Raw genomic sequence first — 22,634 nt, forward strand, 5'->3', positions numbered from 1 at the left:
GGCTAGAGCTCGTCGATCTCGGTGGGGTTGGCCAGGTAGGCGACCTCTTCCTCGGTGGCCGCGCCGCGCAGCACCCAGACGTCGTCCAGCTGACCGCGCCAGTTCTGGCCTGCCGGGTAGGCGCCGCCTGCCTTGGCCCGGCCGAGTTGCAGAGAGGTGATGGGGGCGAAGACCCGGGTGTTCTCGCGGTACGACACCGTCGGCGCCTCGGCGGCGTCCTCCCGCACGCCGTTGACATACAGCGTGATCCGGCTGTTGAAACCGTCGTAGACGACCGCCAGGTGGTCCCAGTCACCGAAGCCGCCCTGGTGGAAGCTGGAGTGCTCCACCGTCGCCGTGGTGGCGCCCGTCCCGTCCACGCTGGGTACGTCCAGGACGTAGCGGCCCTTGGCCGCGTCGTAGCGCACCGTCACGGCGCTGTTGGTGGTGCCGGCGAGGCCCAGCACGGTCATGGACCTGGTGGGAGCGCCGGCCGTCTGCGCCCAGGCCGAGACCGTGAAGCTCTCGGCGCTGTCCACCACCGCCCCGTCGGCCGCGGCGTAGTCCCCGTCGCCGCCGGGAAGGTCGAGCGCCCCTGCCAGCTGGCCGTCCGGCGGCGACACGATGGCCAGGGCGGGATCGGTGGTGATCTTGGCGCCGCCGGCCAGCGTGACGGGGTGCTTGACGGCTGCCGGCGCGGAGTCGGGGCTGCTCGCCGGGGTGCCGGTCGCGGTGTTGAGCCGCCAGCGGCCGAAGATGTCGGACTTGACGGCGAACAGGTCCTGCGCCTCCTCGGCCGAGACGATCCGGTCGTAGACCCGCACGTCGTCGATCGCGCCCGTGACATAGTCGACCGATGCGCCGTTCCACTTGGACCGGCCGATCTGCAGGCCCCCTCCGGCCTGCCATACCGGTGGCAGGTTGTTGGTGCCGCTCTCGACCCCGTTGACATAGAGCCGGAGCTTCCCGGCCACGACGTCCTGGACCCCGACCAGGTGGGTCCACTGGCCGAGCACGGCATTGGCGGCCGAGTACGCGGTGAGGCTGGTCGAGCCCGCGACGTCGCTCGTCGTCCGCATGAACGCCCACTTCTTGTTGACGGCCCGGTACTTGAGGAAGAAGCCGCTCATGTTGGCGCCGTCCTGGCTCAGGATCGTCATCTCCGTGGCGGCGGTGATCGGCAGCTTCACCCAGGCGGAGACGGCGAAGCTCCCGGTCGTGTTCAGCACCGGGCCGGCGGTGGAGGCGTACGCGCCGGGCCCGGTGAGTTGCATGGCCGTCCCGACCTGCCCGGGGACGCCGAGGGTCGTTCCGCCCTGGACGCCGGCGGACAGGGGGCCGCCGCCCTCGCCGTAGACCCGCTCGTTGCCCGCGGGTTCCTCCAGCCGCCAGTGCGCCTTGAGCTTGCGGCCCTCGGGGGTGGAGCCGGCGGCCAGGCTCGCCGCGTCGTCGTCCGACAGGGCCTCGGCGAACACCTTGACCTCGTCCACGTCGCCCGGCCAGTTGTTCGCGTACCCGCCGTCGTACAGGCTGCGCCCGATCTGGAACGCGCCCCTGGCGTCGAGTACGGAGGCGACCGGGGTCTCGGCCGCCTTGGTGCCGTTGACGTACAGCCGGAGCATCTTGGCGGGCGCGTCGTACACGCCGGTCAGGTGGGTCCAGACGTTCAGCTCCGGCGGCGTGGGCGCGATCGCGCCGGTCCACGGGCCGCTCCCGCCCTTCACGTCGTTCGCCGGGGTCTTGAACACCCATGAGCTGGGGGCGGGATTCACGCCGAGCTGGAAACCGCTCTGGACGGACGCGTCCTGCGCCAGGACGTTGTAGAAGGCGTCGTTCTTGCGCAGCCGGACCCATGCCGAGACGGTGAAGCTCCGAGCGGTGTCGGCGACGGCGAGGTCGGTGGCGGCGTAACCACCGGCGTAGCCGTCGAGGCTGAGGCCGTTGCCGACCTTGCCCTCCGCGCCCAGGGTGGCCCCCGCGCCGGACCGCGCCGCGATCCCCGGGGTCTCACCCGTGAGCGTGGCGGAGCCGGCGGGCTCGTCCAGCTTCCACCGCGCCTTCTCCGGGGCGCCCTCGCTCACCCAGAACCGGTAGTCGCCGACCGAGAAGTTCCCCGCCGCGTCCCACACCGTGATGTACAGGGTGTTGACGCCGGGATGCGTCGGGACCATCTGGACCGTCTGCGGGTTGGCGGCGCGGGTGAGCGCCGAGGCGGGGGCGGGGGTCGTGTTGAGCGCGTAGGCGAACTTGGTCACCTCGGGGTCGAAGGTGATCGTGAACGAGCCGTAGCGGCCGACGCCGTCGCGCGCGCTCACGTCCGGGTCGTCGGGGTTCAGCTCCGGGTACTCGGGCGAGCCGACCACCGGGGTGCGGGGAGCTGTGGGGTCGTAGCGCAGATAGCAGCTGGTGGCGGCGCCTCCCGAGCTCCACGGGCTCCACGCCACGCCGTCGTAGGCGCGCACCTGGTAGTTGAAGTCGGTGTTCACCGGGATCAGGCCCGAAGGCACCTGCACCGAGAACGACGAACGGTGCGAGCCCTTGGCCGACTGCTTCTTGGGGCTGGTGGTGCTCCACTGGTGCTCGGTGCCGGAGGCGTCCTTCCACGACACCAGGAACTCGGCGTTGAGCTTCTCCCCCTCTGCGCCGCTGCTGTCGGGATCGGTGAGGTTGTCGGCGTACAGCATCGGCAGCCGGTTCACCGGCGTGGTGTGGCCGTAGGCCGGGCACGGGCCGCCGGGGCTGGAGTGCAGCTGCGTCATCTGCGGCTGCGGCGGGGCGGTGTTGTAGTAGACGCGCAGGATCGCGTCCCCGTCGAACCGCTTCCAGCCGTACTCGTCGTCCTCGTGCCCGGCCCGCAGGCCGAACGTCGTGCTCGACCAGCCCTTCTTGGCGGCCTCCTTGACGGCCGACTCGACGTTGAAGATCACATCGCCCGCCGGGCAGCTGCTCGAATGCCCCTTGGCGACGTCCTTGTAGGTGAGGTAGTCCGCCCAGTTGTCCTTGGTCGAATTCCAGGTCGAGCTCTTGCCGAAAGCGGTGGTCCGGTAGATCTGCACCGATCGCCCGTCACACGACGGCGCCCAGGTCTCCTTCACGGAGAACTCCGCCGAAAGGATCTGCTTGCCCGCGAAACGGCTGGTCGGCATCCGGTAGAACAGCCGCTTGACATGGGAGCTGCCGCAGTAGGCGCCTGCCGGAGGCAGGCTGATGGGGCAGCGCCCCATGCCCTCGTCGTCGAAGTTGTACGCCTCCCAGCCGCCGCTGGAGACCATCAAGCGGGCGGACTCCCCGGGCGCGTACCACATGGGGTCGATGTAGATCGGGAACTTCACGTCGGGCGAGGTGAGCAGCCCCCGGTCCGGCTCCAGCGTCATACGGGCGGCGTCGGCGCTCATCTTCATCGCCGCGACGCGCGAGGTGTCCCCCAGCGCGGCTGCGGACGGCCTGCGCAACCCTGTGTCCCCGGCCAGCGCCGGCCCGGCCGGCTCGCTGGAGTCCCACATCTTCGGCGGCGGTGCGCTGAACACCTCGGCGCCCGTCACCGGGTCGAGTGCCGACTGCTCGCCCCGCTCGTCCCCCGTCAGCCGCAGGTCCGGCGCTGAGAGCCCGAACTGGAGCTTGGCCAGCCGGGGATCGGCGGCCGCCTGCGGCGTCCTCACCACCAGCACGTGCGAGGCGCCCTCGGCGGTGGCCCGGACCCGCAGGTCGATGTCGGGGCCGAGCACACCCCGGTACACGGCGGTGTCGCCTTCGAGTTCAGGGGTGGGCAGGGGGCCGGGCCACGACAGCGACATCCGGCGGCCCGCTCGGGTCATCGACAGCATGGGCGCGTCCCCGCCGCCGGAGAGCCGCAGATCGACGGTGGTGGCCGCCGGCCGGACGGACCCGTCGGAGTCCTTCCGCAGGGTGGTGTCGATGTCGGCCCACTCGCCGTCCTTCAAGGTACGGACCGGTTTCACGTGCTCGACCGCGACGAACCCGCCCTGGGGCTGGGCCTGTACCTCACGTCTCTCGCCGCGCAGGCCGAGGACCTCCACCGGCCGCCCCGACTCACGGGCCGCCCGCGCCGCCTCGGCCTCGGTCACTTGGGGCAGCGGGCCGGCCGTCCGTGCGGCCGCGACCTGCGCCTCCCGTCCTGGGACCGCGCCCCAGGACGGGACGGCGAGGCACGACAAGGCCATGGCCGCCATCGCTGACACCGACGTCAGGGTCCAACGAGTTCTCACACCGCGCTCCCACCGGCTCCGCGTCAACGTGGGCCGGCAGACCCTTCTGGCGGCCTGGATCAACAGTGACGACGGCCGGTAGACGGCGCGTTCAGATCTTGTAGATCACGTGTTGACCCGGCGTCCCGGCCGCGCGTCCGGACGGCGTCGTCCCAGGTCCGGCGTGCGGGCGCGGCGGTCGCCGGTGCGGCTCCTCGAGTCCCGCAGCGCGAGCCGTAAGATCGGCAAGGTGAGCCTGCCCGCCGTCCCCGAGGCGATGACGCCGCCGGTCGAGCCGGCGCGCGACCCGTACCACGTCTATCTCGACTCGCTCACCAGCCCCGAGTCGCGCCGCACGATGCGCGGCTGCCTCGATCGGCTGGCCCGGCTGCTCACAGGCGACGAGAGCGCCACGGGCGCGGGCCAGCCGTGGCATTTGCTGAGGTACGAGCACACGGTCCGCATCCGTACGATGCTCACCGACCAGGGCTGGTCGGCGGCCTACGTGAACAAGCACCTGGTCGCGCTGCGGCGGGTGCTGAAGGAGGCGTGGCGGCTGGGCCAGACCAGCGCCGAGGACTTCGCCCGCGCCTCCGACCTGGCCCCGGTACGCCAGAGCCGCCTGCCCACCGGGCACCACGTGCCGCCCGAGGTGGTCGGAGCGGCCCTGTCGGCCTGCGACGACTCACCGGCCGGGGTGCGGGACGCGGCCGTGATCGCCGTCCTGTACTCCACCGGCTGCCGCCGCGCCGAACTCGGGGGCCTGTCGCTGGCCGACTACGACCCGGGCAGCCGGTCGCTGCGGGTGCGCGGCAAGCGCGACAAGGAGCGCCTCGTCTATCTCACCACTGATGCGATCGGGCTGGTGGAGCGGTGGCTGGCGATCCGGGGGACCTCGCCGGGGGCGCTGTTCAGCCCGATCAGCAAGGCGGGCCGGCTGCGGACGCGTGACGGGCGGCCCGTGGGGCTGACGGGGCAGGGCATCGCCGACATCCTGGCCCGCCGCCTGGCCGAGGCGGGGGCTTCGCGGCGTACCGCGCACGACTTCAGGCGCACGTTCATCGGCGAACTGCTGGACGCGGGCGTGGACCTGGCCACGGCCCAGGCCCTGGTCGGCCACTCCTCCCCCGCCACGACGGCCCGCTACGACCGACGTCCGGAGAAGACGCGCCGCGACGCCGTCGACCGCCTCCGCCTCCCCGCCTCCCGCCCCCTGTCCTGAGGCAATCAGTTCACACGCCGGCGGGAAGGAGCGAGAAGGCGCGTTCGGCCGCCCGCACCGCCTCGCGCTCCACCTCCGCCAGCGGCCGCCCTTCCGCCAGCAGCTCCACGTTGCGCAGGGCCAGCACCCGCTGGGTGGCCAGCACCTGCCCGGCGACCAGATCGGCGGTCAGGTCGTCGACGGTCTCCGCGAGCGCCTCGGCCAGGGCCCGCTCGTCCAGCGACATGTGCTGGAACAGCCGCGCGACCAGGCTCGGCGTGGAGTACACCATCCGCTGGTAGGCCAGCACCTCCGGCTCGTCGTTGAGTCCCGTGACGGGGTCATGCCTGGAGAGCCCGTCGAGGAAGTGGCGTCGCAGCGCCTCCAGCGGCCGCTCGCCCGGCGCTCGCCGCCGCACGACGCGGGCGGCCTCGCCCTGATGGTCGGCGATCCGGTGCAGCACGAGGTCTTCCTTGGTCGGGAAGTACTTGAACAGCGTCGGTTTCGAGACGCCCGCCGCCGCCGCCACCTCCGTCACGGGCACCTCGTCGAAGCCGCGCTCCAGGAAGAGCGCGATGGCCGCCGCCGAGATGGCCTCGTGGACGCGCTGCCGCTGGAGCTCCCGTAGTCCTGCCATGAGCAGACTCTAGCAAAAACCGTTAACCTGGTTAAAGTCTTGACCGAGTTAACGCTTTCTGAGGAGGCGCGAGTGGGCACGCTCGACGACGAGAGGCAGTACGTCGAACGCTGCAAGGCGGGGCTGCACAGGATGCTCGACGGCGCGCGCGACAACGTGATCGTCGGTGAGACCGTGGCCGGCGACCGTTACAGCGCCGAGCGGCTGGGACGCCACCTCAAGAGCCTGGCCAAGGAGCTGAGCGAGGAGCCCGAGGGGCCGCCCTTCTTCGGCCGGCTGGACTTCGGCCAGGGCTCGGCCGAGCACCGCGGGCGCGCCTACCACATCGGCAGGCGGCACATCACCGGCGAGCACGGGGGTCCGCCCGTGGTGATCGACTGGCGCGCGCCGGTCGCGCGGGCGTTCTATCGGGCCAGTGCCCGCGACCCGCAGGGCGTCGCGGTGCGCCGCCGCTTCGGCTGGTCGGGGACGACGCTGACGAGCTTTGAGGACGAACGGCTCGAACAGGGCGAGGAAGGCGAGTCGGCCATCCTGGCCGCCGAGATCGAACGTCCCCGCGTCGGCCCCATGCGCGACATCGTGGCCACCATCCAGCCGGAGCAGGACGACCTCGTACGCGCCGAGCTGGACACCTCGATCTGCGTCCAGGGCGCACCGGGCACCGGCAAGACGGCGGTCGGGCTGCACCGGGCCGCGTACCTGCTGTACGCGCACCGGCAGCGGCTCGAACGCTCCGGCGTGCTGGTCCTCGGCCCGAACCGGGCCTTCCTCGGCTACATCTCCGCCGTGCTGCCCGCGCTCGGCGAGATGGAGGTCGAGCAGACCACCCTGGAGCGCCTGCTCGCCTCCGTCCCCGTCACCGCCGTGGACAGCGAGGCCGCCGCGCTCGTCAAGCACGACGTCCGGATGGCCGAGGTCCTGCGCAACGCCCTGTACAGGCGGATCCGCAAGCCGGTCGAGCCGGTCGCGGTGCCCGACGGCTCCTACCGGTGGCGGGTGCCGGAGGACGAGCTGCGCCGCATCGTGGACGACACGCGCCGCGAGTCGCTGCCGTACGGGGTGGGCCGGGAGCGGGTCCAGGCCAGGGTGGTCTCCGCGATCCGCCGCCAGGCGGAGGCCAGGGGCCGGACAGCCAACGCGGCCTGGACCCGCAAGATCGCCCGCGCCGTCACCCCGTTCCTGGACGCCGTCTGGCCCGCCGTCAAACCGGAAGAGGTCCTGTACGGGGTCCTCCGGGGCGACGCGGCCGGCGACGTGCTGACGGACGCCGAGTGGGAGGCCATCACCTGGGCCAGGCCGCCCCGCAGCGTCAAGAGCGCCAAGTGGACGGCCGCAGATCTCGTGCTCCTCGACGAGATCGCCGCCCTCATCGAGCGCCCGCGTGGCTACGGCCACGTCATCCTCGACGAGGCCCAGGACCTGTCGCCCATGGAGTGCAGGGTCGTGGCCAGGCGCAGCGAGCACGGCTCGCTCACCGTGCTCGGCGACCTGGCCCAGGGCACCACACCGTGGGCGGCCTCATCGTGGCCCGAGCGCATGGCGCTGCTGGGCAAGCCGGACGGCCAGGTCATCGCCTTGACCACCGGCTTCAGGGTCCCCGCGGCCGTGGTGGAGCTGGCCAACACGCTGCTGACGGCGCTCGCCGTCCAGGTGCCCGCGACCCGCTCGTACCGCTCGGACGGCCGCCTGCGCGTCACCCGCGTGACCGAACTGGAGAAGGGAGCGGTGGCGGCGGTGCGCGAGGCGCTGGCGTTCGAGGGATCGATCGGGGTGATCGCGGCGGACGCCGACGTCGAGGCACTCACGTCCGCGCTCCGGGACGGGGGCATGGACGTGGACGGCCACCTGAGTGTGCAGCCCGCCTCGCTGGTCAAGGGCCTCGAGTACGACCACGTGATCGTGGCCGAGCCCGCCGCCATCGCCGAAGCCGAGCCGCGCGGGCTCAACCGCCTGTACGTCGCCCTCACCCGCGCCGTCTCCCGGCTGGACGTCGTACACGCCAGGGGCCTGCCACCTCAGCTTTCCCATCCGGCAGAAGCCATCTGAATTCAGTAGATGTCCGTGTTCGTTCGGCTCGACAGGACGGGTGCCTTCGGTGTGTGATGTTGTTCACGTCTCGAGAGGAGCCCGCCAGTGACCTCTTCGCAGGATCCGTACCAGGGCGACGACGCCCCGCACGCACGCGATGAGCAGTGGCCGCAGCCGCCGCCATATCCGCCGCCGCCACCTCCCCAGAAGCCGCAACCGAGCAACCAGATCCTGTCGATCATCGGGTTCGTCTGCGCGGCGGTGGCCGTGCTGTTCATCCCGATCCTGTTCGGGCTGGCCGGCATCGTCCTCGGCATCGTCGGCCACACGCGAGGCGAGCCCCTCGGCAAGTGGGCCGCCGTCGCCGGCGGCGTGGGGATGGTCCTCGGCATCGTGCTCGGCGCCATCATCGTGGGCAGCATGTCGTCCTGATGACCGCCCCGGAGCCCGTGCACGGCGGGTTCCGGGACCCGCCGTACACCTCAGGTGGTGGCGAGGGCGACCGTGGGAGACAGGCGGGCGGCCCGCATGGCGGGATAGAGCCCCGCGAGGGTGCCGATCAGGAGGGTCGCCCCGATCGCGCCGCCCAGGGCCCACGGCGGGACGACCGGCGGCCAGTTCCGCGACAGGGCGTATCCCGTGGTCGCCAGCGCGCCGAGCATCGAGCCCACCACGCCGCCCAGGGCCGACAGCAGCAGCGACTCCGACAAGAACTGGATGCGCACCTGGCCCCGCGTGGCCCCGAGCGAGCGGCGCAGACCGATCTCCTTGCGGCGCTCCAGCACCGAGATGACCATGGTGTTGGCCACCCCGACGCCGCCCACCAGCAGAGCCACCGCGCCCAGCCCGAGCAGCAGGTTGGTGAAGGCGCCCGCGGCGGCGGCCTTGGCGGCCAGGGCGTCCGACGGCCTGCTGACCGCGACCTCCTCGGGGTTCTCCGGGTTCACGGTGCGGGCCAGCACCTCCCGCACCGACTCCACCGACTCGTCCGAGGAACGCTCGTAGATGGTGGTGGCGTAGCCGTCGAACCCCAGCAGCTCCTGCGCCGCGGGGAAGCCGACCAGGGCCGAACGCTCGATCTCCGGCGCCAGCGGCATCGGCCCGAGTATCCCGATGACCGTGAACCACCGGCCGCCCATCCACACCTGGACCCCGGTCCTGGTCAGGCCGAGCCGTTCGGCCGCCTTCGCACCGAGCACGACGGTGGGCTGGCGGGCGGTGGCGTCGTTGAGCCAGGTGCCCTTGGCCACCCCGCCCTCCAGCGCGGTCAGCAGGTCGGTACTGGCCGCCTGTACGGCGATGCCGCCGGTCACGGCGTCGGGAATGTGGTTGTTGCGGCGTATGGTGGCCTCCACGGCGCCGGTGGCCGCGGCCGTCCGCACCGGGCGGATGCGCTGGACCATGGCCAGCGCGGTGGTCGGCAGCTTGGCGTTCTCCCCGAACATGGTCTGGCCGGGCGCGACGGTGAGCAGGTTGGTGCCGAGCTTGTCGAGCTGGCGCAGGAGCTGCTCCCGTGAGGAGGACGAGATCCCGATCACGGCGATCATCGTCGCGATGCCGATGGCGATGCCGAGCGCCGACAGGATCACCCTCGTGGGGCGGGCACGCAGCCCGGCGGCCCCGACCCGGAGCACGTCGCCCGGACTGAGCCTGCCTGGCGCGAGCCGCTGCCTGCCCTGGTGGCGGTCGTGGTGGTTCAACGCCGGGCTCCTCTCAAGAGCTCCACGGGGCTCAGATGATCGTGCTCGTGACCGTCGACGATGAGGCCGTCGCGCATGCGCACCTGGCGGGGGCACCAGCCGGCGATCTCGGCGTCGTGGGTGATGATGGCGATGGTGGTGCCGGACTCGTGCAGGTCCGCCAGCACGGCCAGCACGTCGGCGCCGGCGTGGGAGTCCAGGTTGCCGGTGGGCTCGTCGGCCAGCAGCAGCGGCGGGTCACCCGCCACGGCCCGGGCGACCGCTACCCGCTGCTGCTCGCCGCCGGACAGCTCCGACGGCTTGTGCCGCAGCCGGTGGCCGAGCCCGACCCGTTCCAGCGCCTCGGCGGCGCGCTCGCGGCGGGCGCGCCGGCCCGTGCCGGTGTAGAGGAGGCCGTCGGCCACGTTGTCCAGCGCGCTGACGCCGGGCGACAGGTGGAACTGCTGGAAGACGAAGCCCAGGGTGCGCGAGCGCAGCGCGGACAGCTCCCGGTCGGACAAGGTGGCGACGTCGTGGCCGGCGACGAGCACGGTGCCGGTGCTCGGGCGGTCGAGGGTGCCGATCATGTGGAGCATGGTCGACTTGCCGGACCCCGACGGGCCCACGATGGCCAGCAGGTCGCCGCGGGCGATCGTCAGGTCCACGCCGCGCAGAGCGTGCACGTCGCCGGGGTACGTCTTCGTCACCCCGTGCAGCTCCACGACGGCTTCTTGATCGTTCACGTGCTCATTCACTGGGCGGGTACCCCGACCTTCATGCCCTCGGCCAGCCCCTCGCCCTTGATCTCGACGAGGCCGCCCCCGAACGCCCCCGTCTCCACCGCCACGATCCGGCTGGTCGCGCCTTCCACCACCTCGACCCCGAACCCGCCCTCGCGCAGCGCCAGCAGCGCCTCGACCGGCACGGCCAGCACGTTCGCGTGGCGGGCGCTGGCCATCTCCACCTCGACCGGCGCCTGGTCCAGCTTCGTCTTGGGCGGCTTGGCCAGCGTGATGTCCACGTCGACGGTGGTGGTCGCGTCCTGCCCCTGCCCGGACGTCTCCGCGACCGTCCCGACCGTGGTGATCCGTCCGCTGACCCGCTCCCCGCCGGGCAGCGTCACCGTGACTTTGGCGCCCTTGCGCGCCAGCGACTGGTCGCCGGTGTCCAGGTCCACGTGCACCAGGCGGCGGATGCCGCTCACCGTGAGCGCCTGCCGCCCCGGCGAGGTCTTGGTGCCGGCTGCGGTCTTGACCTCGGTCACGCGTACGGCGGCGGGCTGGAACACGACCTGGGCCGCGTCGACCCGCCCGGTCTCCTCCAGCCCCCTGTCGTCCTGCCAGTCCTTGACCGCCTGCTCGGTGGCGTAGCTGAAGTGGTCGTCCACGGTCAGGTAGTCGCCGTACCCGAGGGCCTTGAGGTTGCGCTCGAGCTGCTCCACGTCCGGTCCGTCGGACACGCCCTGCTGCAGCGTCCGGTACATCGGCAGCTTGCCGTACATCAGCACCAGTGGCCTACGGTCCACCTTGAGCAGCGGGCGGCCGCGGCGGATCACGGCGCCCTGGGCGGCGACCCAGGTCACCGTTCCGGCGGCGCCCGAGTCGATCTGGCGCTCACCGGCGTAGGTGAGGGCGCCGTCCACGGTCTTGGTCTCCACCAGGTCCTGCCTGGCGATCTCCGCGGTGGCGGGCACGGGGGGCTTGGCAGGCGTGGCGGCATCGGTGCCGCCGTCGTTCAGGACGGCCACCGCTGTCCACGTCGCGGCGACGGCCAGTACGGTGCCGCCGCCCAGCAGCAGTCCCTTCCTCACGAGGTCTTCCCCTTGCCGCCGCCGGGCGCGAGGTGCTCGCAGGCCTTGTGCGCGGCCTCGATCTTCTGCTCCGAGCCGTACCTGATCTCAAAGCGCATCCCTTCGCCCGGCTTGGGGTCGGGCATGTCGATGCCGTGCTGGCGCATGCACTGCGCGAACTTGACCGCCTGGTCATAGTCCTGCGGGCTGGGCGTGCGATCGCGGACGACCGATTCCAGGATGGGCTGGCAGGCCTTCTGGGCCTTGTCCATCTTCTCGCGGCCCACGCTCTTGTCGGCCTCGACCCGAAGCTGGCCGTTCTGCGGATCGGGCACGTTGATGCCGTGCTCGCGCATGCACTGCGCGTATTTCAACTGAGCCTCGTGCGGGTCCAGCGAGGCCGACGGGGAGGCCGACGACCCGGCGGACGAGGTGCCGCCGCCCGCGCTGACCACGCCGTCGTCCTTGGGCGCCGTCCCACCGCACGCGGCCAGCGCCAGCGCGAGCGGGACGGCGGCCAGCAAAAGCCGTACGTTCATGTCACTCACTCCTCCGCGCCCCGGGTCCTTCGCCCGAGGCGCGGCCTAACTTCAGCCCACAGGGTGCTAGAACCGGATAAGCCCTCAGCGCTTACCTGCGGCTAACACGTGTTCCGTCACGCTCTTGTGTCAGAGGAAAGGGGCCGGCGATGCGGGTGCTTGTCGTCGAGGACGAGGAACGGCTGGCTGACGCGGTGGCGCACGGGCTCAGGCTGCACGCGATCGCCGTCGACGTGGCCTACGACGGGCAGGACGCCCTCGAGATGGCCGCGTACGTGGACTACGACGTGGTGGTGCTCGACCGGGACCTGCCGGAGGTGCACGGCGACGACGTGTGCAGGCGCCTGCGCGAGGGCGGCGGGGGCGGCCGGGTGCTCATGCTGACCGCGGCCGCGCAGATCCGCGACAAGGTCGACGGCCTGGCCATCGGAGCCGACGACTACCTGGTCAAGCCGTTCGCGTTCGCCGAGCTGGTGGCCCGGGTCCGGGCGCTGGCCCGCAGAGCGCCCCGCTCCGCGGTCCCGCCGCTCGAACGCGACGGCATCGCGCTCGACCCGGCCCGCCGCACGGTCACCAGGGACGGGCATCCCGTGTCGCTGAACCGCAAGGAGTTCGACGTGCTGCGCGTGCTGCTCAGCGCGGACGGCGAGCTGGTCACCTCCGGGGAACTGCGCAAGAGCGTCTGGGACGAGTACGCCGACGCCGGCACGGGCGCGCTGCGGGTCACGATCACGTCGTTACGCAAGAAGCTCGGGGTGCCGGCCGCGATCCAGAACGTGCCCGGCAAGGGATACCGGCTTTGATCCCCGAGGCCTGGCGGCTGTGGTGGAGCAGGAGGAGGCTGCGGCTGCGGCTCACGTTGCTCTATGGCGGCCTGTTCTTCGTGGCCGGTTCGATCCTGCTCTGGGTCACGTACCTCATCACCGGGCAGGCGCTGAACCAGCAGTTCGTCGTGGGCATCAGCAAGATCACGAACCCGCGTCCCGACATGGTCGCGCAGCGCCCGATGTTCGAGGACGGCGTTTTCCAGGGCGACATCGTGTACCGGGCCGAGAGCGTGCTGAGCGACATGGTGCGCTGGTCCATGCTCGCGATGATCCTGGTCGGCGTCGTCGCGCTCGTGCTCGGGTACGTGGTGGCCGACCGGGCGCTGCGCCCGCTGGACCGGGTGACGGAGACGGCGCAGCGGCTGTCGGAGAGCACGTTGCACGAGCGGATCGGCCTGAAGGGCCCGCCCGACGAGGTGAGGCGCCTGGCCGACACGTTCGACGCGATGCTGGACCGGCTGCACGGGGTGTTCGACGCGCAGCGGCGCTTCATCGCCAACGCCTCGCATGAGCTGCGCACCCCGCTGGCGATCAACCGCACGGTGCTGGAGGTGTCGCTGGAGGAGCCGGCCGCGTCGGAGGACCTGAAGGCTCTGGCCAGGGCGCTGCTGGGCACCAACGCCCGCTACGAGCGGCTCATCGAGGGCCTGCTGCTGCTCGCGCAGTCGGAGCAGGAGCTCACCGTGCGCAAGTGGGTGGACCTGGAGCAGGTCGTACGGACCGTGCTCGAGCAGATCGACCTCCAGCCGCGCAAGCGGCCCGTCACCCTGCACCAGGACCTGCGCCCGGTGCTGGTCGAGGGTGACCCGCTGTTCCTGGAGCGGTGCGTGTTCAACCTGCTGGAGAACGCGATCAAGTACAACGTGCGCGACGGTGAGATCTGGCTCGCGCTCGGGCAGGAGGATGGGGACGCGGTCATCACGGTAGGCAACACCGGGCCGCTGGTGCCGCCGTACGAGGTGGACGACCTGTTCGAGCCGTTCAGCCGGAGCCAGGGCGACCGGGTGCGCTCGTCCAGAGGCGCGGGGCTGGGGTTGTCGATCGTGCGGGCCATCGTGCGGGCGCACGGCGGCCAGGTCGGCGCGGCCGCCCGGCCCGAGGGCGGGCTGAGCGTCACGGTACGGCTGCCGCGCCAGTCTCTGTGAGAGCCGGCGTGCGATTCTTGAGAGGTGCTGTCGCCGATCGACCAACTGCGCGAGCAGATCAGATCCCATCTGGCCGCCTTCGACCGCCGCGAGGTCCCGCCCACCGGCGGGGTGCGCAGGGCCGCCGTCACCGTGTGCGTGCTGGAGGACGCCGAGCGAGCCCCGTACACGGTCCTGATCAAGCGGGCCGCCCGCGGCCGCAACCCCGGGCAGTGGGCGCTGCCCGGCGGGCGGCTCGACGACGGGGAGCGGCCGGTGGAGGCGGCGCTGCGCGAGCTGGAGGAGGAGACGGGCCTCGCCGGGGTCGAGGTGGCCGGGCTGCTCGACGACTTCGTCACCGACTCGGGATTCGTGATCACGCCGGTCGTGGCGTTCGGCGGCACGCAGGAGCCGGTGGCCGACCCCCGTGAGGTGGCCTCGGTGCACGCCGTGCCGCTGGAGTGGTTCCTGAGGCCGGGGGTGCCACGCTGGCACGGGGAGCTGCTGCAGATGCCGCTGGGGCCCTCGATCGTGGTTCACGCACCGACGGGGGCGATTTTGTGGCAATTTGCCGAGGTTGCCCTACGTGGCCGCGAGCAGCGGGTCTTCGACGTGGTTCAGCCTCCCTGGACGAGAACCTGACCGAATCTTGGGGTCCGGTGGAATAGCGATCGCCGGATGTCCGTTAGCATCGAATGGCCGATGTGGTCTGTGTCCCCCGGGCCGCAAATTACCGCCTTCACGGAATACCGTTCGGCTGGAGCCGTGTTGTGCATCTCGCCGAGGAGGCGACCGCCACATCGGCCTAAACGGCTTTTCCCAGGCGTCCCGCCCCTCGGGCGGGGCGCCTGCTTTATGGTGGGGTGGCCGACCGCTCGATGATCAGGAGAGCTCGTTGCTGTACGAAGTGGTCAAGTTCGCCGCCGCGCCGCTCGCCCACGCGATGTGCCGGCCGCACATCACCGGCGCGGCGCACGTGCCCAGGAGCGGGCCCGCGATCCTGGCCGCCAACCACCTGTCGGTGCTCGACTCGTTCCTGCTGCCGGCGCTGCTGCCGCGGCACGTGACGTTCACCGCCAAGAACGAGTACTTCGACGGCAACCCCGTCTCCGGGTTCTTCATGCGGCTGGGCGGCAGTCTGCCGATCGACCGGGAGAGCGCGCACGCCGCGCAGGCGATGCTCGACGCCGCCGCCGAGCTGCTGGAGCGGGGCGAGCTGTTCGGCATCCACCCGGAGGGCACCCGCTCCCCCGACGGCCGCCTCTACCGGGGCAAGGTCGGGGTGGCCTGGCTGGCGCTCAAGACGGGCGCTCCGGTGCTGCCGGTGGCGCTGAGCGGCACCGAGAAGGTGCTGCCCGTCGGCTCGAAGGTGCCCAGGCCCGCGCGGATCGGCATCGCCATCGGGGAGCCCCTGCGGTTCGAGGGCGACCACACGAAGGCACGCGACCGTCGGGCGGTGACCGACGAGATCATGACCGCCATCCAGAAGCTGTCGGGCCAGGAATACGTGCCGGCCTACGCGGCCAGCGTCAAGGCCGCCAACGGCCAGTCCTGAAGTCGTCGAGGGTCAGGGGGATCTAGTGGCGCGGGGTCGTACCATCGCGATCGTGTCCGGCGCCGTCGTGCTCGCGGTGGGGGCCGCGGCCGGTGGCGCGTACTACGTGCTGCACACGAGGGGCACACCCGCCGAGACGGCGCAGCGCTTCGCCGCCGCCTGGCAGACGGGCGACAAGGCCGCCATGACGGCCCTGCTGGCCAGGCCGCAGCAGCTCAGCGCGTACGACCAGCTACGCAGCGCGCTCGCGGTCGAGTCCACCGCGATTCAGCTCGGCAAGATCACAGAGACCGACGACCGGGCCCGCGCCCCGTACACCGCGACCCTGACGCTCAAGAACATCGGCAAGTGGTCCTACCAGGGCCAGATCGACCTCATGGTGGCCGACCGCGCGTGGAAGGTCGACTGGAAGCCGGCGACGCTGCACCCGTCCATGGCCGCCGGGGCCGCCTTCGCGCTCAAGACGCGCTGGCCGGACCGGGCCGAGATCACCGACGCCGACGGAGGCCGGATCGACACGGGCACGGTCGGCGGATCGGTACAGCAGCTGGTCGGCTACCTCGACAAGGCCACCAAGAAGGACGTGGCCAAGCTCGGCGCCTCTTACAAGGTCGGCCAGGCCGTCGGGCGCGGCGGGCTGCAGGAGACGTTCCAGAAGCAGCTGGCGGGCACGCCGGCCACCGAGATCCAGCTCGGCGGCAAGACACTGACGACCATCGAGGGCTCCGACGGCGAGCCCGTGCAGACCACGCTCGATCCCCACGCGCAGGCCGCGGCCGTGGGGGCGGTCAAGGACATGAAGAAACCCACCTCCATGGTGGCGATCAAGCCGTCCACGGGCGAGATCCTGGCCGTGGTGAACAACCAGGGCGGCTTCAACCGGGCCCTGGACGGCCGCTACCCGCCCGGCTCGACGTTCAAGGCGGTCACGGCGATCGGGCTGCTCGCGGCCGGGATGTCGCCGCAGGACTCGGTGACGTGCCCGATGTACTCGACCGTCGGCGGGCTGAAGATCCGCAATTCCGACAAGGAGGCGTTCGGGTCGCTGTCGTTCCTCGACTCGTTCGCGCATTCGTGCAACACCACGTTCGCGCCGCTGGCCGAGCAGAAGCTGGGCGCCGACAAGCTGCTCGAAGTGGCCGAGGACGTCGGCTTCAACCAACAGCTGAACATCGGGGTGCCGGCCACCAAGGCCAGCTTCCCCAAGGCCCAGTCCGACGCCGAGCTGGCCGCGGAGGCGTTCGGGCAGGGCAGGATCACGGCCAGCCCCCTGACCATGGCCTCGGTGGCCGCCGCCATCGCCGACGGCACCTGGCGGCCGCCGACGCTCGTGCCCTCGCTGAAGCAGAAGGCCGAGGAGCGCGCGCTGCCGGACGGGGTGAAGGAGAAGCTGCACGAGATGATGGCGGCCGTGGTGTCCAAGGGCACGGCCAAGGCCGCGGGGCTGCCCGCCGGGACGCACGGCAAGACCGGCACGGCCGAGTACGGCACCGGCGACGACCTGAACACCCACGCCTGGTTCATGGGGTTCAAGGGGGATGTGGCGTTCGCGGTGGTCGTGGAGGGTGGCGGCGCGGGCGGCAAGGTCGCGGCGCCGGTGGCGGCGGCCTTCCTCAAGGCGCTGTGACGCCTTCCTGCTTGGACGCGCCGGTGCGGGGCAGGGGTCGATTGTGGTGGCAATCGGTGCCGAGGAGTACGCGGCGCGTCAGGAGGCGATGAGGCGGCTGGCCGCGCGTGACGGCTTCCACGGGGTCGTGGCCTGGTCCAGAGGCGGATCCGGGCAGGACCGTTACGCCGACGTCTACCACCTCACGGGCTTCTACCAGCACCAGCCCTTCGTCCCCGACTCTCCTGGCCGCTGGCGGGCGCGGGGTCACGCGGCAGTGGTGCTGCCCGTGGACGTTCCCCCGGCGATCTCGAACGGCCACGCGGAACGCACCGGCTGGAGCGCGGCCCTCAGGGAGGGCCGCGCTCGTGTCGCGGCCGTGCTCATCACCGACTCAGGAGATCTCCAGGAGCCGCGGCCGGTGGCGCAGTTGCGGGTCGCGGCCGACCTCGTGGACGCGCTCGCCGAGCAGATCAGGGCCTGGATCCGGCCCGGCAGGGTCGCGTTGATCGGCTGCGAGGCGATGGCCGCGCCCTGGTGGTGCCGCCTGCGCTCGGTGCTGCCCGGGCACGACCTGGTGTGTGCCGACGAGCTGGCCTGGGAGGCGCGCCGGATCAAGAGCCCGGCCGAGCTGGACCTGCTGCGCGCCTCCGGAGCGCTGGGCGTGCGCGCGATGGCCGCCGCCAGGGACGCCGCCGAGCCGGGCGCGACGGAGGCCGACGTGGCCGCCGCCGCCGTCGCCGAGATCGTCCGGGCGGGCGGCGTCTACTCCGGCATGGGCATCTCGTCCGGCGCCGAGTCCCACACGTTCGCCGCCTCCGGCCCGGCACCCTATTCCGCCGGCCGGCGGCTCGCGGCGGGCGATCTGCTCAGGATCGATCTTTACGGCTCGGTGCACGGCTACCTGTTCGACCTGGCCCGTACGTGGGTCGTCGGCGAGGAGCCGACCACGGAGCAGCGGCGGCTGCTCGACGCGGTGCGTGACAGCGTCCTGGCCGGGATCGAGCTGCTGCGGCCCGGCCGGCCCTTCGGCGAGGTGGCGCGCCGGTGCCAGGAGGTGTTCGAACAGTCGGCGTTCGCGGCCCATCACGGGCTGCCGGAGCCGGAGATGCACGGGGTCTGGGGGCATGGGCTCGGGTTGTCGTTCGAACCGCCGTGGATCATCGAGGACGGGCCGCACGCGGGCGAGCGGGCCGAGGCCGGGATGTGCCTGGCCCTGGAGCGCAGGCTCGCGGTTCATTCCGTGGGCGGCGCCGGGTACGAGGAGGATGTCATCGTCACCGACGCCGGACCTGAGCTCACCACCGTGAGCCGCAGCCCCGAACCCGCCGTACCGCATCCATAAAGGGCAGCATTCCGAATGCGCGATCCTGGCCGAGCAGCCCGAGATCTCACGGCCGGTGTCCGTGGGATCCCACCGCGGCCATCGACCTTACGGGCAACCACACGACCGGGACAGGGCACACCGACGATCCATACATTGCATGCGTTGCATGCAATGTACGCAGACCGCTAACCTGAGTTGCATGCAGACCGATGTGGCACGGAGCCGGCTGCGGGAGTTGATCCTTGACGGCACCTACCCGCCCGGGGCGCGGCTGACCGAGATGGAGGCCGCGGCCGCTCTGGAGATGAGCCGGACCCCCGTACGGGAGGCGTTGCGGGCGCTCGCCGCCGACGGCCTCGTGCGGCCCTCCGGGCGCGGCGTGGTGGTCGTGGCGCTGGAGCGGAGCGACCTGGAGGAGGCCTATCAGGTACGGGCGGCGCTGGAGGCGCTCACCGCCGAGCTGGCCGCCACCCGTCAGCGCGAGGGCCGCATCGCCCCCGCCGACCTCGTCGACCTCCGTGACGTCGCGACCGAGACGGCGACCGCCACCGCCGAGGGGCGGTTCGCCGAGGCCGTGCGGCTCAACCGCCGTTTCCACCGCCTGATCGCGGAGCTGGCGGGCAACTCGATGGCGCTGCACGCGCTGGAGCGGATCTGGGACCAGATCCAGGTGTCCACGCTGCGTTCGCTGGCGCCGCCGTCGCGGCCCGCGCACGTCTCAGGCCAGCACGAGGAGCTCGTGGCCGCGATCGTCCTCGGTCAGGCGGAGGAGGCCGCCAGGGTGGCCCGCGCACACGTACTCGACACCCGAACCATCACCCGCAGCGAGGAGGAGCGAGCATGACCCGCCAGCACACCTATCCGATCGTCGTGACCTGGACCGGCGACAAGGGCACCGGCACCAGCGGCTACCGAGACTACGGCCGCGATCACGAGCTGACCGCCGAGGGGCCGCAGGCCATCGCGGGCAGCTCCGACCCCGCCTTCCGCGGCGACCCGTCGCGCTGGAACCCGGAGCAGTTGCTGGTCGGCTCGCTCTCGCAGTGCCACATGCTGTCTTATCTGCACAAGTGCTCCGTGGCGGGCGTCGTTGTCACCGAGTACGTCGACAACGCGGTCGGCACCATGGCGGAGACGGCGGACGGCGGCCACTTCACCGAGGTGGTGCTGCGCCCGACGGTCACCGTGGCGTCGCCGGACATGGTGGACGCCGCCGTCAAGCTGCACGAAGATGCCCATGAGTCCTGCTTCATCGCCAGTTCCGTGAATTTCCCGGTACGTCACGAGCCGACCATCCGCAGCGAGGGCCAGAACGCCGCGGCCTGGTGAATCGGCCCCGGGTTGGGCAAGCTTCCGGCCCGCGTACGTGACGCTTGGATACGGCCTGCGGCGAAAACGGATGGATACCGTCCTTAGCGGCCCGACAGGCTGGGATCATGAACGAGCTCCTTGGATTCGAGCCTGACGCGCGTCTGCTGATCGTGAACAACGACGACTTCGGGATGTACCGTGCCGTCAACGAGGCGGTCGTGCGCTCGATCGAGGAGGGGATCTCCAGTTCGTGCAGCCTCATGCCGCCCTGCCCGGCGGCGGGGCACGCCATGGACCTGCTGCGGGAGCGGCCGGAGATCCCCTTCGGGATCCATCTGACGCTGGTGTGCGAGATGCCCCGTCGCCGGTGGGGGCCGTTGGCGGGGAAGGAGAAGGTGCCGTCCTTGCTCGACAGGACGGGTGAGCTGTTCGCCCCGGACCGCATACCGGAGTTGCTCGCGCAGGCCCGGCTCGACGAGGTGGAGCGGGAGTTCCGCGCGCAGATCGCAGCGGTGACGGACGCCGGGCCGGCGCCGACCCACCTCGACTGGCACTGCCTGGCCGACGGCGGACGTGCCGACATCTTCGATCTGACTGTGGCGCTGGCCGACGAGTACGGCCTGGCGGTGCGGGCGTGGCTCGACCCGGCGCGCCGGAAACTGCGGGCGCGTGGGCTGCCGGTGGTGGAGCACGAGTTCCTGGACAGCTTCGGGCTCGGTCTCGACGACAAGGCGGGCACGTACGCGAGGCTGCTGCGCGAGCTGCCGTCCGGGCTGAGCGAGTGGGCCGTCCATCCGGGGCTGGGGGACGAGGAGGCCCGGGCCATCGATCCTGACGGGTGGCGTGTGCGACGGACCGACTACGAGTTCCTCACCTCGCCGGAGGCGCGCGAGCTCCTCGAGCGGGAAGGGATCGTCGTGCTGGACTACAGAGCCCTCAAGGCGGCTTGGACCGCCTCAGCAGGGGGCGAGGGCGCGGCCTAAGGTGCCCCCGGTCTCGGGAGCCCACGCTACGGCAGCCGAAGGGCGACAACCAGAGAGAGCGGCCTGAGTGGTTCCTGGGGGTGGCGGCCGGGGAGTGGCGGGGCGCCGTCGTCAGCAGGGGGCGGGAGGTATGCGATGAGCGGGAGGAGTGCCGTGGTCAGAAGGAGGCGGCCAGGGCCAGTGCGGCGGCGGCCTCGTGGCGGAGGACCATGATCAGAAGCGTGGCGACCAAGGTGGCGATGAGGAGCCAGCTGATCAGGATGATGACCGTCGAGCGGCGCGGCCGGTGCCGGCGCACTCGCTGCCCCTTGGCCTTCTCCTCACTGCGACGCACTCGATCATTGAACGACTCCAGCCGTGCGACGAGTCGCGGATCGTCGTCGACGAGGTGCTGCTCAATCTGGGCAAGCATCCGCTCCTCGTCCTGCGACCAGGCCATAGGTGCACCTCCCGAACGCAAGCTCTGCGACGTCTTTCTGCCCAACCCTGAAGATCATTAGCCCCCACCTGACCAGTTAATTGCAACCCCTTTTCGGTTTGCGATCAAGCTCGAACCTTTGTTCTAATCATGGCATGCGCTGGGACAACCTGCGCCTGGCCGGGCCTGGCCGGGACGATCCGGCCGTGCCGCTGTTCGCCCGCGGTGCGGTCACCCGCACGTTCGACACGCCCGAGTTCAAGGGGATGACCTTCTACGAGATCCGGGCCAGATCCATCATTAACCGGGTTCCTGGGGCCAGCCGGGTCCCGTTCGAATACACGATCAACCCCTATCGTGGGTGCACTCATCGCTGCATTTACTGTTTTGCCCGAAAGACGCACGAGTATCTAGATTTTGATGCCGGTGCTGACTTCGACTCGAAAATCGTCGTCAAGGTCAACGCCGCCGAGCTGGCCCGCAAGGAGCTGGCCTCGCCCCGCTGGGGCGGCCACCACGTGGCCATGGGCACCAATGTCGACTGCTACCAGCGCGCGGAGGGCCGCTACCAGCTGATGCGCGGCATCCTGTCCGCGTTGCGCGACGCCCGCAACCCGTTCTCGGTCCTGACCAAGGGCACTCTGATCCTGCGGGACCTCGACCTGCTGACAGAGGCCGCCGACGTCACGGACGTGAGCACCAACCTGTCCGTCGGCTTCGTCGACCCGGCGATGTGGCGCGCGGTGGAGCCCGGCACGCCCAACCCGCGCAGACGCCTGGAGACCTGCGCGACGCTCAACGACAACGGCATCGCCTGCGGCGTCCTGATGGCCCCGATCCTCCCCTACCTCACCGACTCCCCCATCCAGCTGGAGGCCACCGTCAAGGAGATCGCGGCCTCCGGCGCCACCCACATCGCCCCGATCGTCCTCCACCTGCGGCCGGGGGCGCGGGAGTGGTGGCTGGGGTGGCTGTCGCGCGAGCATCCGCGCCTGGTGCCCCGATATCTGGAGCTGTACGGGCGGGGCGCGTACGCGCCGAAGGCGTACCAGGAGCGCGTGACGGGCCTCGTCAAGGAACTGGCCGAACGCCACGGCGTCGGCCGCGCCACCCCTGCCATGGCCCGCCGCCTGCCGCCCCGGCCCGCGCCCGTTCCGGACCGACCGGAGCAACTGCGTCTGCTGTGACGTCCTCCCCCACACTCGTCGTCGGCCGGCAGGCCGCTCAGCGGGTCATGGCCCTAGCCAGCGGAGCTCGCATACCCGCCGCGTCCATGGTGGCGAGCTCCGCCGCCTCGCCGACCGGCACCGTGCGCGCCATCGAAGCCCCTCCGCACACAGAACTCCGCTCGCCGTCAGGGCCCTCCTTGCTCGGAGGTCCGCTTGGCGTTGAAGTCCACTGCGCACAGAACTCCGCTCGCCGTCGA

The 22,634-nt window shown here is 71.4% G+C and carries 20 protein-coding genes; 13 read left to right on the forward strand and 7 right to left on the reverse strand.

Features of this window, described 5'->3' with window-relative positions; all coding sequences use genetic code 11:
• Nucleotides 1-2: 2 nt before the first annotated feature.
• The gene (locus ACQPWU_RS34150) at nt 3-4,205 is read right to left on the reverse strand and encodes a LamG-like jellyroll fold domain-containing protein (protein WP_433429179.1); all 4,203 of its coding nucleotides are present in this window, start codon (nt 4,203-4,205) and stop codon (nt 3-5) included.
• A gap of 109 nt (nt 4,206-4,314) precedes the next feature.
• Here ACQPWU_RS34150 and ACQPWU_RS34155 point away from each other — a divergent pair, with 109 nt between their 5' ends.
• The gene (locus ACQPWU_RS34155) at nt 4,315-5,406 is read left to right on the forward strand and encodes a tyrosine-type recombinase/integrase (protein WP_433429182.1); all 1,092 of its coding nucleotides are present in this window, start codon (nt 4,315-4,317) and stop codon (nt 5,404-5,406) included.
• Nucleotides 5,407-5,416: 10 nt separating this feature from the next.
• Here the strand turns inward: ACQPWU_RS34155 and ACQPWU_RS34160 are convergent, their stop codons facing one another.
• On the reverse strand, nt 5,417-6,022 hold the full coding sequence (locus ACQPWU_RS34160; protein ID WP_433429184.1) for a TetR family transcriptional regulator: 606 nt from the start codon (nt 6,020-6,022) through the stop codon (nt 5,417-5,419).
• A gap of 39 nt (nt 6,023-6,061) precedes the next feature.
• On the opposite strand from ACQPWU_RS34160, the gene ACQPWU_RS34165 reads away from it, so the two are divergent.
• Complete coding sequence (locus tag ACQPWU_RS34165) at nt 6,062-8,068, forward strand: HelD family protein (protein ID WP_433429187.1); 2,007 nt, start codon at nt 6,062-6,064, stop codon at nt 8,066-8,068.
• Nucleotides 8,069-8,155: 87 nt separating this feature from the next.
• Nucleotides 8,156-8,482: a hypothetical protein gene (locus tag ACQPWU_RS34170; RefSeq protein ID WP_433429190.1), complete on the forward strand. Its 327-nt coding sequence runs from the start codon at nt 8,156-8,158 to the stop codon at nt 8,480-8,482.
• Between the two features lie 50 nt (nt 8,483-8,532).
• Here ACQPWU_RS34170 and ACQPWU_RS34175 read toward each other — a convergent pair whose 3' ends face one another.
• Genes ACQPWU_RS34175 through ACQPWU_RS34190 form a run of 4 tightly spaced genes read right to left on the reverse strand, consistent with a single transcriptional unit; the run spans nt 8,533 to nt 12,057 of the window.
• The gene (locus ACQPWU_RS34175; protein ID WP_433429193.1) at nt 8,533-9,750 is read right to left on the reverse strand and encodes an ABC transporter permease; all 1,218 of its coding nucleotides are present in this window, start codon (nt 9,748-9,750) and stop codon (nt 8,533-8,535) included.
• On the reverse strand, nt 9,747-10,472 hold the full coding sequence (locus ACQPWU_RS34180; RefSeq protein ID WP_433429195.1) for an ABC transporter ATP-binding protein: 726 nt from the start codon (nt 10,470-10,472) through the stop codon (nt 9,747-9,749). The genes ACQPWU_RS34175 and ACQPWU_RS34180 overlap by 4 nt, the downstream gene beginning before the upstream one ends.
• Before the next feature lie 8 nt (nt 10,473-10,480).
• Nucleotides 10,481-11,539 carry a peptidoglycan-binding protein gene (locus ACQPWU_RS34185; RefSeq protein WP_433429198.1) on the reverse strand — a complete coding sequence of 353 codons (1,059 nt, stop codon included), beginning with the start codon at nt 11,537-11,539 and terminating at the stop codon, nt 10,481-10,483.
• Nucleotides 11,536-12,057, reverse strand: coding sequence for a hypothetical protein (locus ACQPWU_RS34190; protein ID WP_433429200.1), 522 nt, complete (start codon nt 12,055-12,057; stop codon nt 11,536-11,538). The genes ACQPWU_RS34185 and ACQPWU_RS34190 overlap by 4 nt, the downstream gene beginning before the upstream one ends.
• A 149-nt stretch (nt 12,058-12,206) precedes the next feature.
• Here ACQPWU_RS34190 and ACQPWU_RS34195 point away from each other — a divergent pair, with 149 nt between their 5' ends.
• From ACQPWU_RS34195 to ACQPWU_RS34235, 9 genes are all read left to right on the forward strand, one after another.
• The gene (locus ACQPWU_RS34195; RefSeq protein ID WP_433429203.1) at nt 12,207-12,860 is read left to right on the forward strand and encodes a response regulator transcription factor; all 654 of its coding nucleotides are present in this window, start codon (nt 12,207-12,209) and stop codon (nt 12,858-12,860) included.
• Complete coding sequence (locus ACQPWU_RS34200) at nt 12,857-14,029, forward strand: sensor histidine kinase (protein ID WP_433429206.1); 1,173 nt, start codon at nt 12,857-12,859, stop codon at nt 14,027-14,029. Before ACQPWU_RS34195 ends, ACQPWU_RS34200 begins: the two co-directional genes overlap by 4 nt.
• A 24-nt stretch (nt 14,030-14,053) precedes the next feature.
• The gene (locus ACQPWU_RS34205; RefSeq protein WP_433429208.1) at nt 14,054-14,650 is read left to right on the forward strand and encodes an NUDIX hydrolase; all 597 of its coding nucleotides are present in this window, start codon (nt 14,054-14,056) and stop codon (nt 14,648-14,650) included.
• Nucleotides 14,651-14,903: 253 nt separating this feature from the next.
• Nucleotides 14,904-15,563 (forward strand): lysophospholipid acyltransferase family protein, encoded by a 660-nt coding sequence (locus ACQPWU_RS34210; RefSeq protein WP_360709497.1) that lies wholly within the window; start codon nt 14,904-14,906, stop codon nt 15,561-15,563.
• A gap of 52 nt (nt 15,564-15,615) precedes the next feature.
• The gene (locus ACQPWU_RS34215; protein WP_433429211.1) at nt 15,616-17,190 is read left to right on the forward strand and encodes a penicillin-binding transpeptidase domain-containing protein; all 1,575 of its coding nucleotides are present in this window, start codon (nt 15,616-15,618) and stop codon (nt 17,188-17,190) included.
• A gap of 43 nt (nt 17,191-17,233) precedes the next feature.
• On the forward strand, nt 17,234-18,514 hold the full coding sequence (locus ACQPWU_RS34220) for a M24 family metallopeptidase (protein WP_433429214.1): 1,281 nt from the start codon (nt 17,234-17,236) through the stop codon (nt 18,512-18,514).
• Between the two features lie 181 nt (nt 18,515-18,695).
• Entirely contained in the window at nt 18,696-19,340 is a 645-nt protein-coding gene (locus ACQPWU_RS34225) for a GntR family transcriptional regulator (RefSeq protein ID WP_433429217.1), read from the forward strand.
• Nucleotides 19,337-19,825: an OsmC family protein gene (locus ACQPWU_RS34230; RefSeq protein ID WP_433429220.1), complete on the forward strand. Its 489-nt coding sequence runs from the start codon at nt 19,337-19,339 to the stop codon at nt 19,823-19,825. The genes ACQPWU_RS34225 and ACQPWU_RS34230 overlap by 4 nt, the downstream gene beginning before the upstream one ends.
• A 107-nt stretch (nt 19,826-19,932) precedes the next feature.
• A complete protein-coding gene (locus ACQPWU_RS34235) occupies nt 19,933-20,790 on the forward strand; it encodes a polysaccharide deacetylase family protein (RefSeq protein ID WP_433429222.1) in 858 nt (285 codons plus the stop codon).
• 157 nt (nt 20,791-20,947) lie between these two features.
• Here the strand turns inward: ACQPWU_RS34235 and ACQPWU_RS34240 are convergent, their stop codons facing one another.
• Complete coding sequence (locus ACQPWU_RS34240; RefSeq protein ID WP_360706429.1) at nt 20,948-21,229, reverse strand: DUF3040 domain-containing protein; 282 nt, start codon at nt 21,227-21,229, stop codon at nt 20,948-20,950.
• A gap of 134 nt (nt 21,230-21,363) precedes the next feature.
• On the opposite strand from ACQPWU_RS34240, the gene ACQPWU_RS34245 reads away from it, so the two are divergent.
• Nucleotides 21,364-22,395 (forward strand): Rv2578c family radical SAM protein, encoded by a 1,032-nt coding sequence (locus ACQPWU_RS34245; RefSeq protein WP_433429225.1) that lies wholly within the window; start codon nt 21,364-21,366, stop codon nt 22,393-22,395.
• Nucleotides 22,396-22,634: the final 239 nt, after the last annotated feature.

It is taken from the genome of Nonomuraea sp. CA-141351 (genome assembly GCF_050944675.1).
GTDB lineage: Bacteria > Actinomycetota > Actinomycetes > Streptosporangiales > Streptosporangiaceae > Nonomuraea.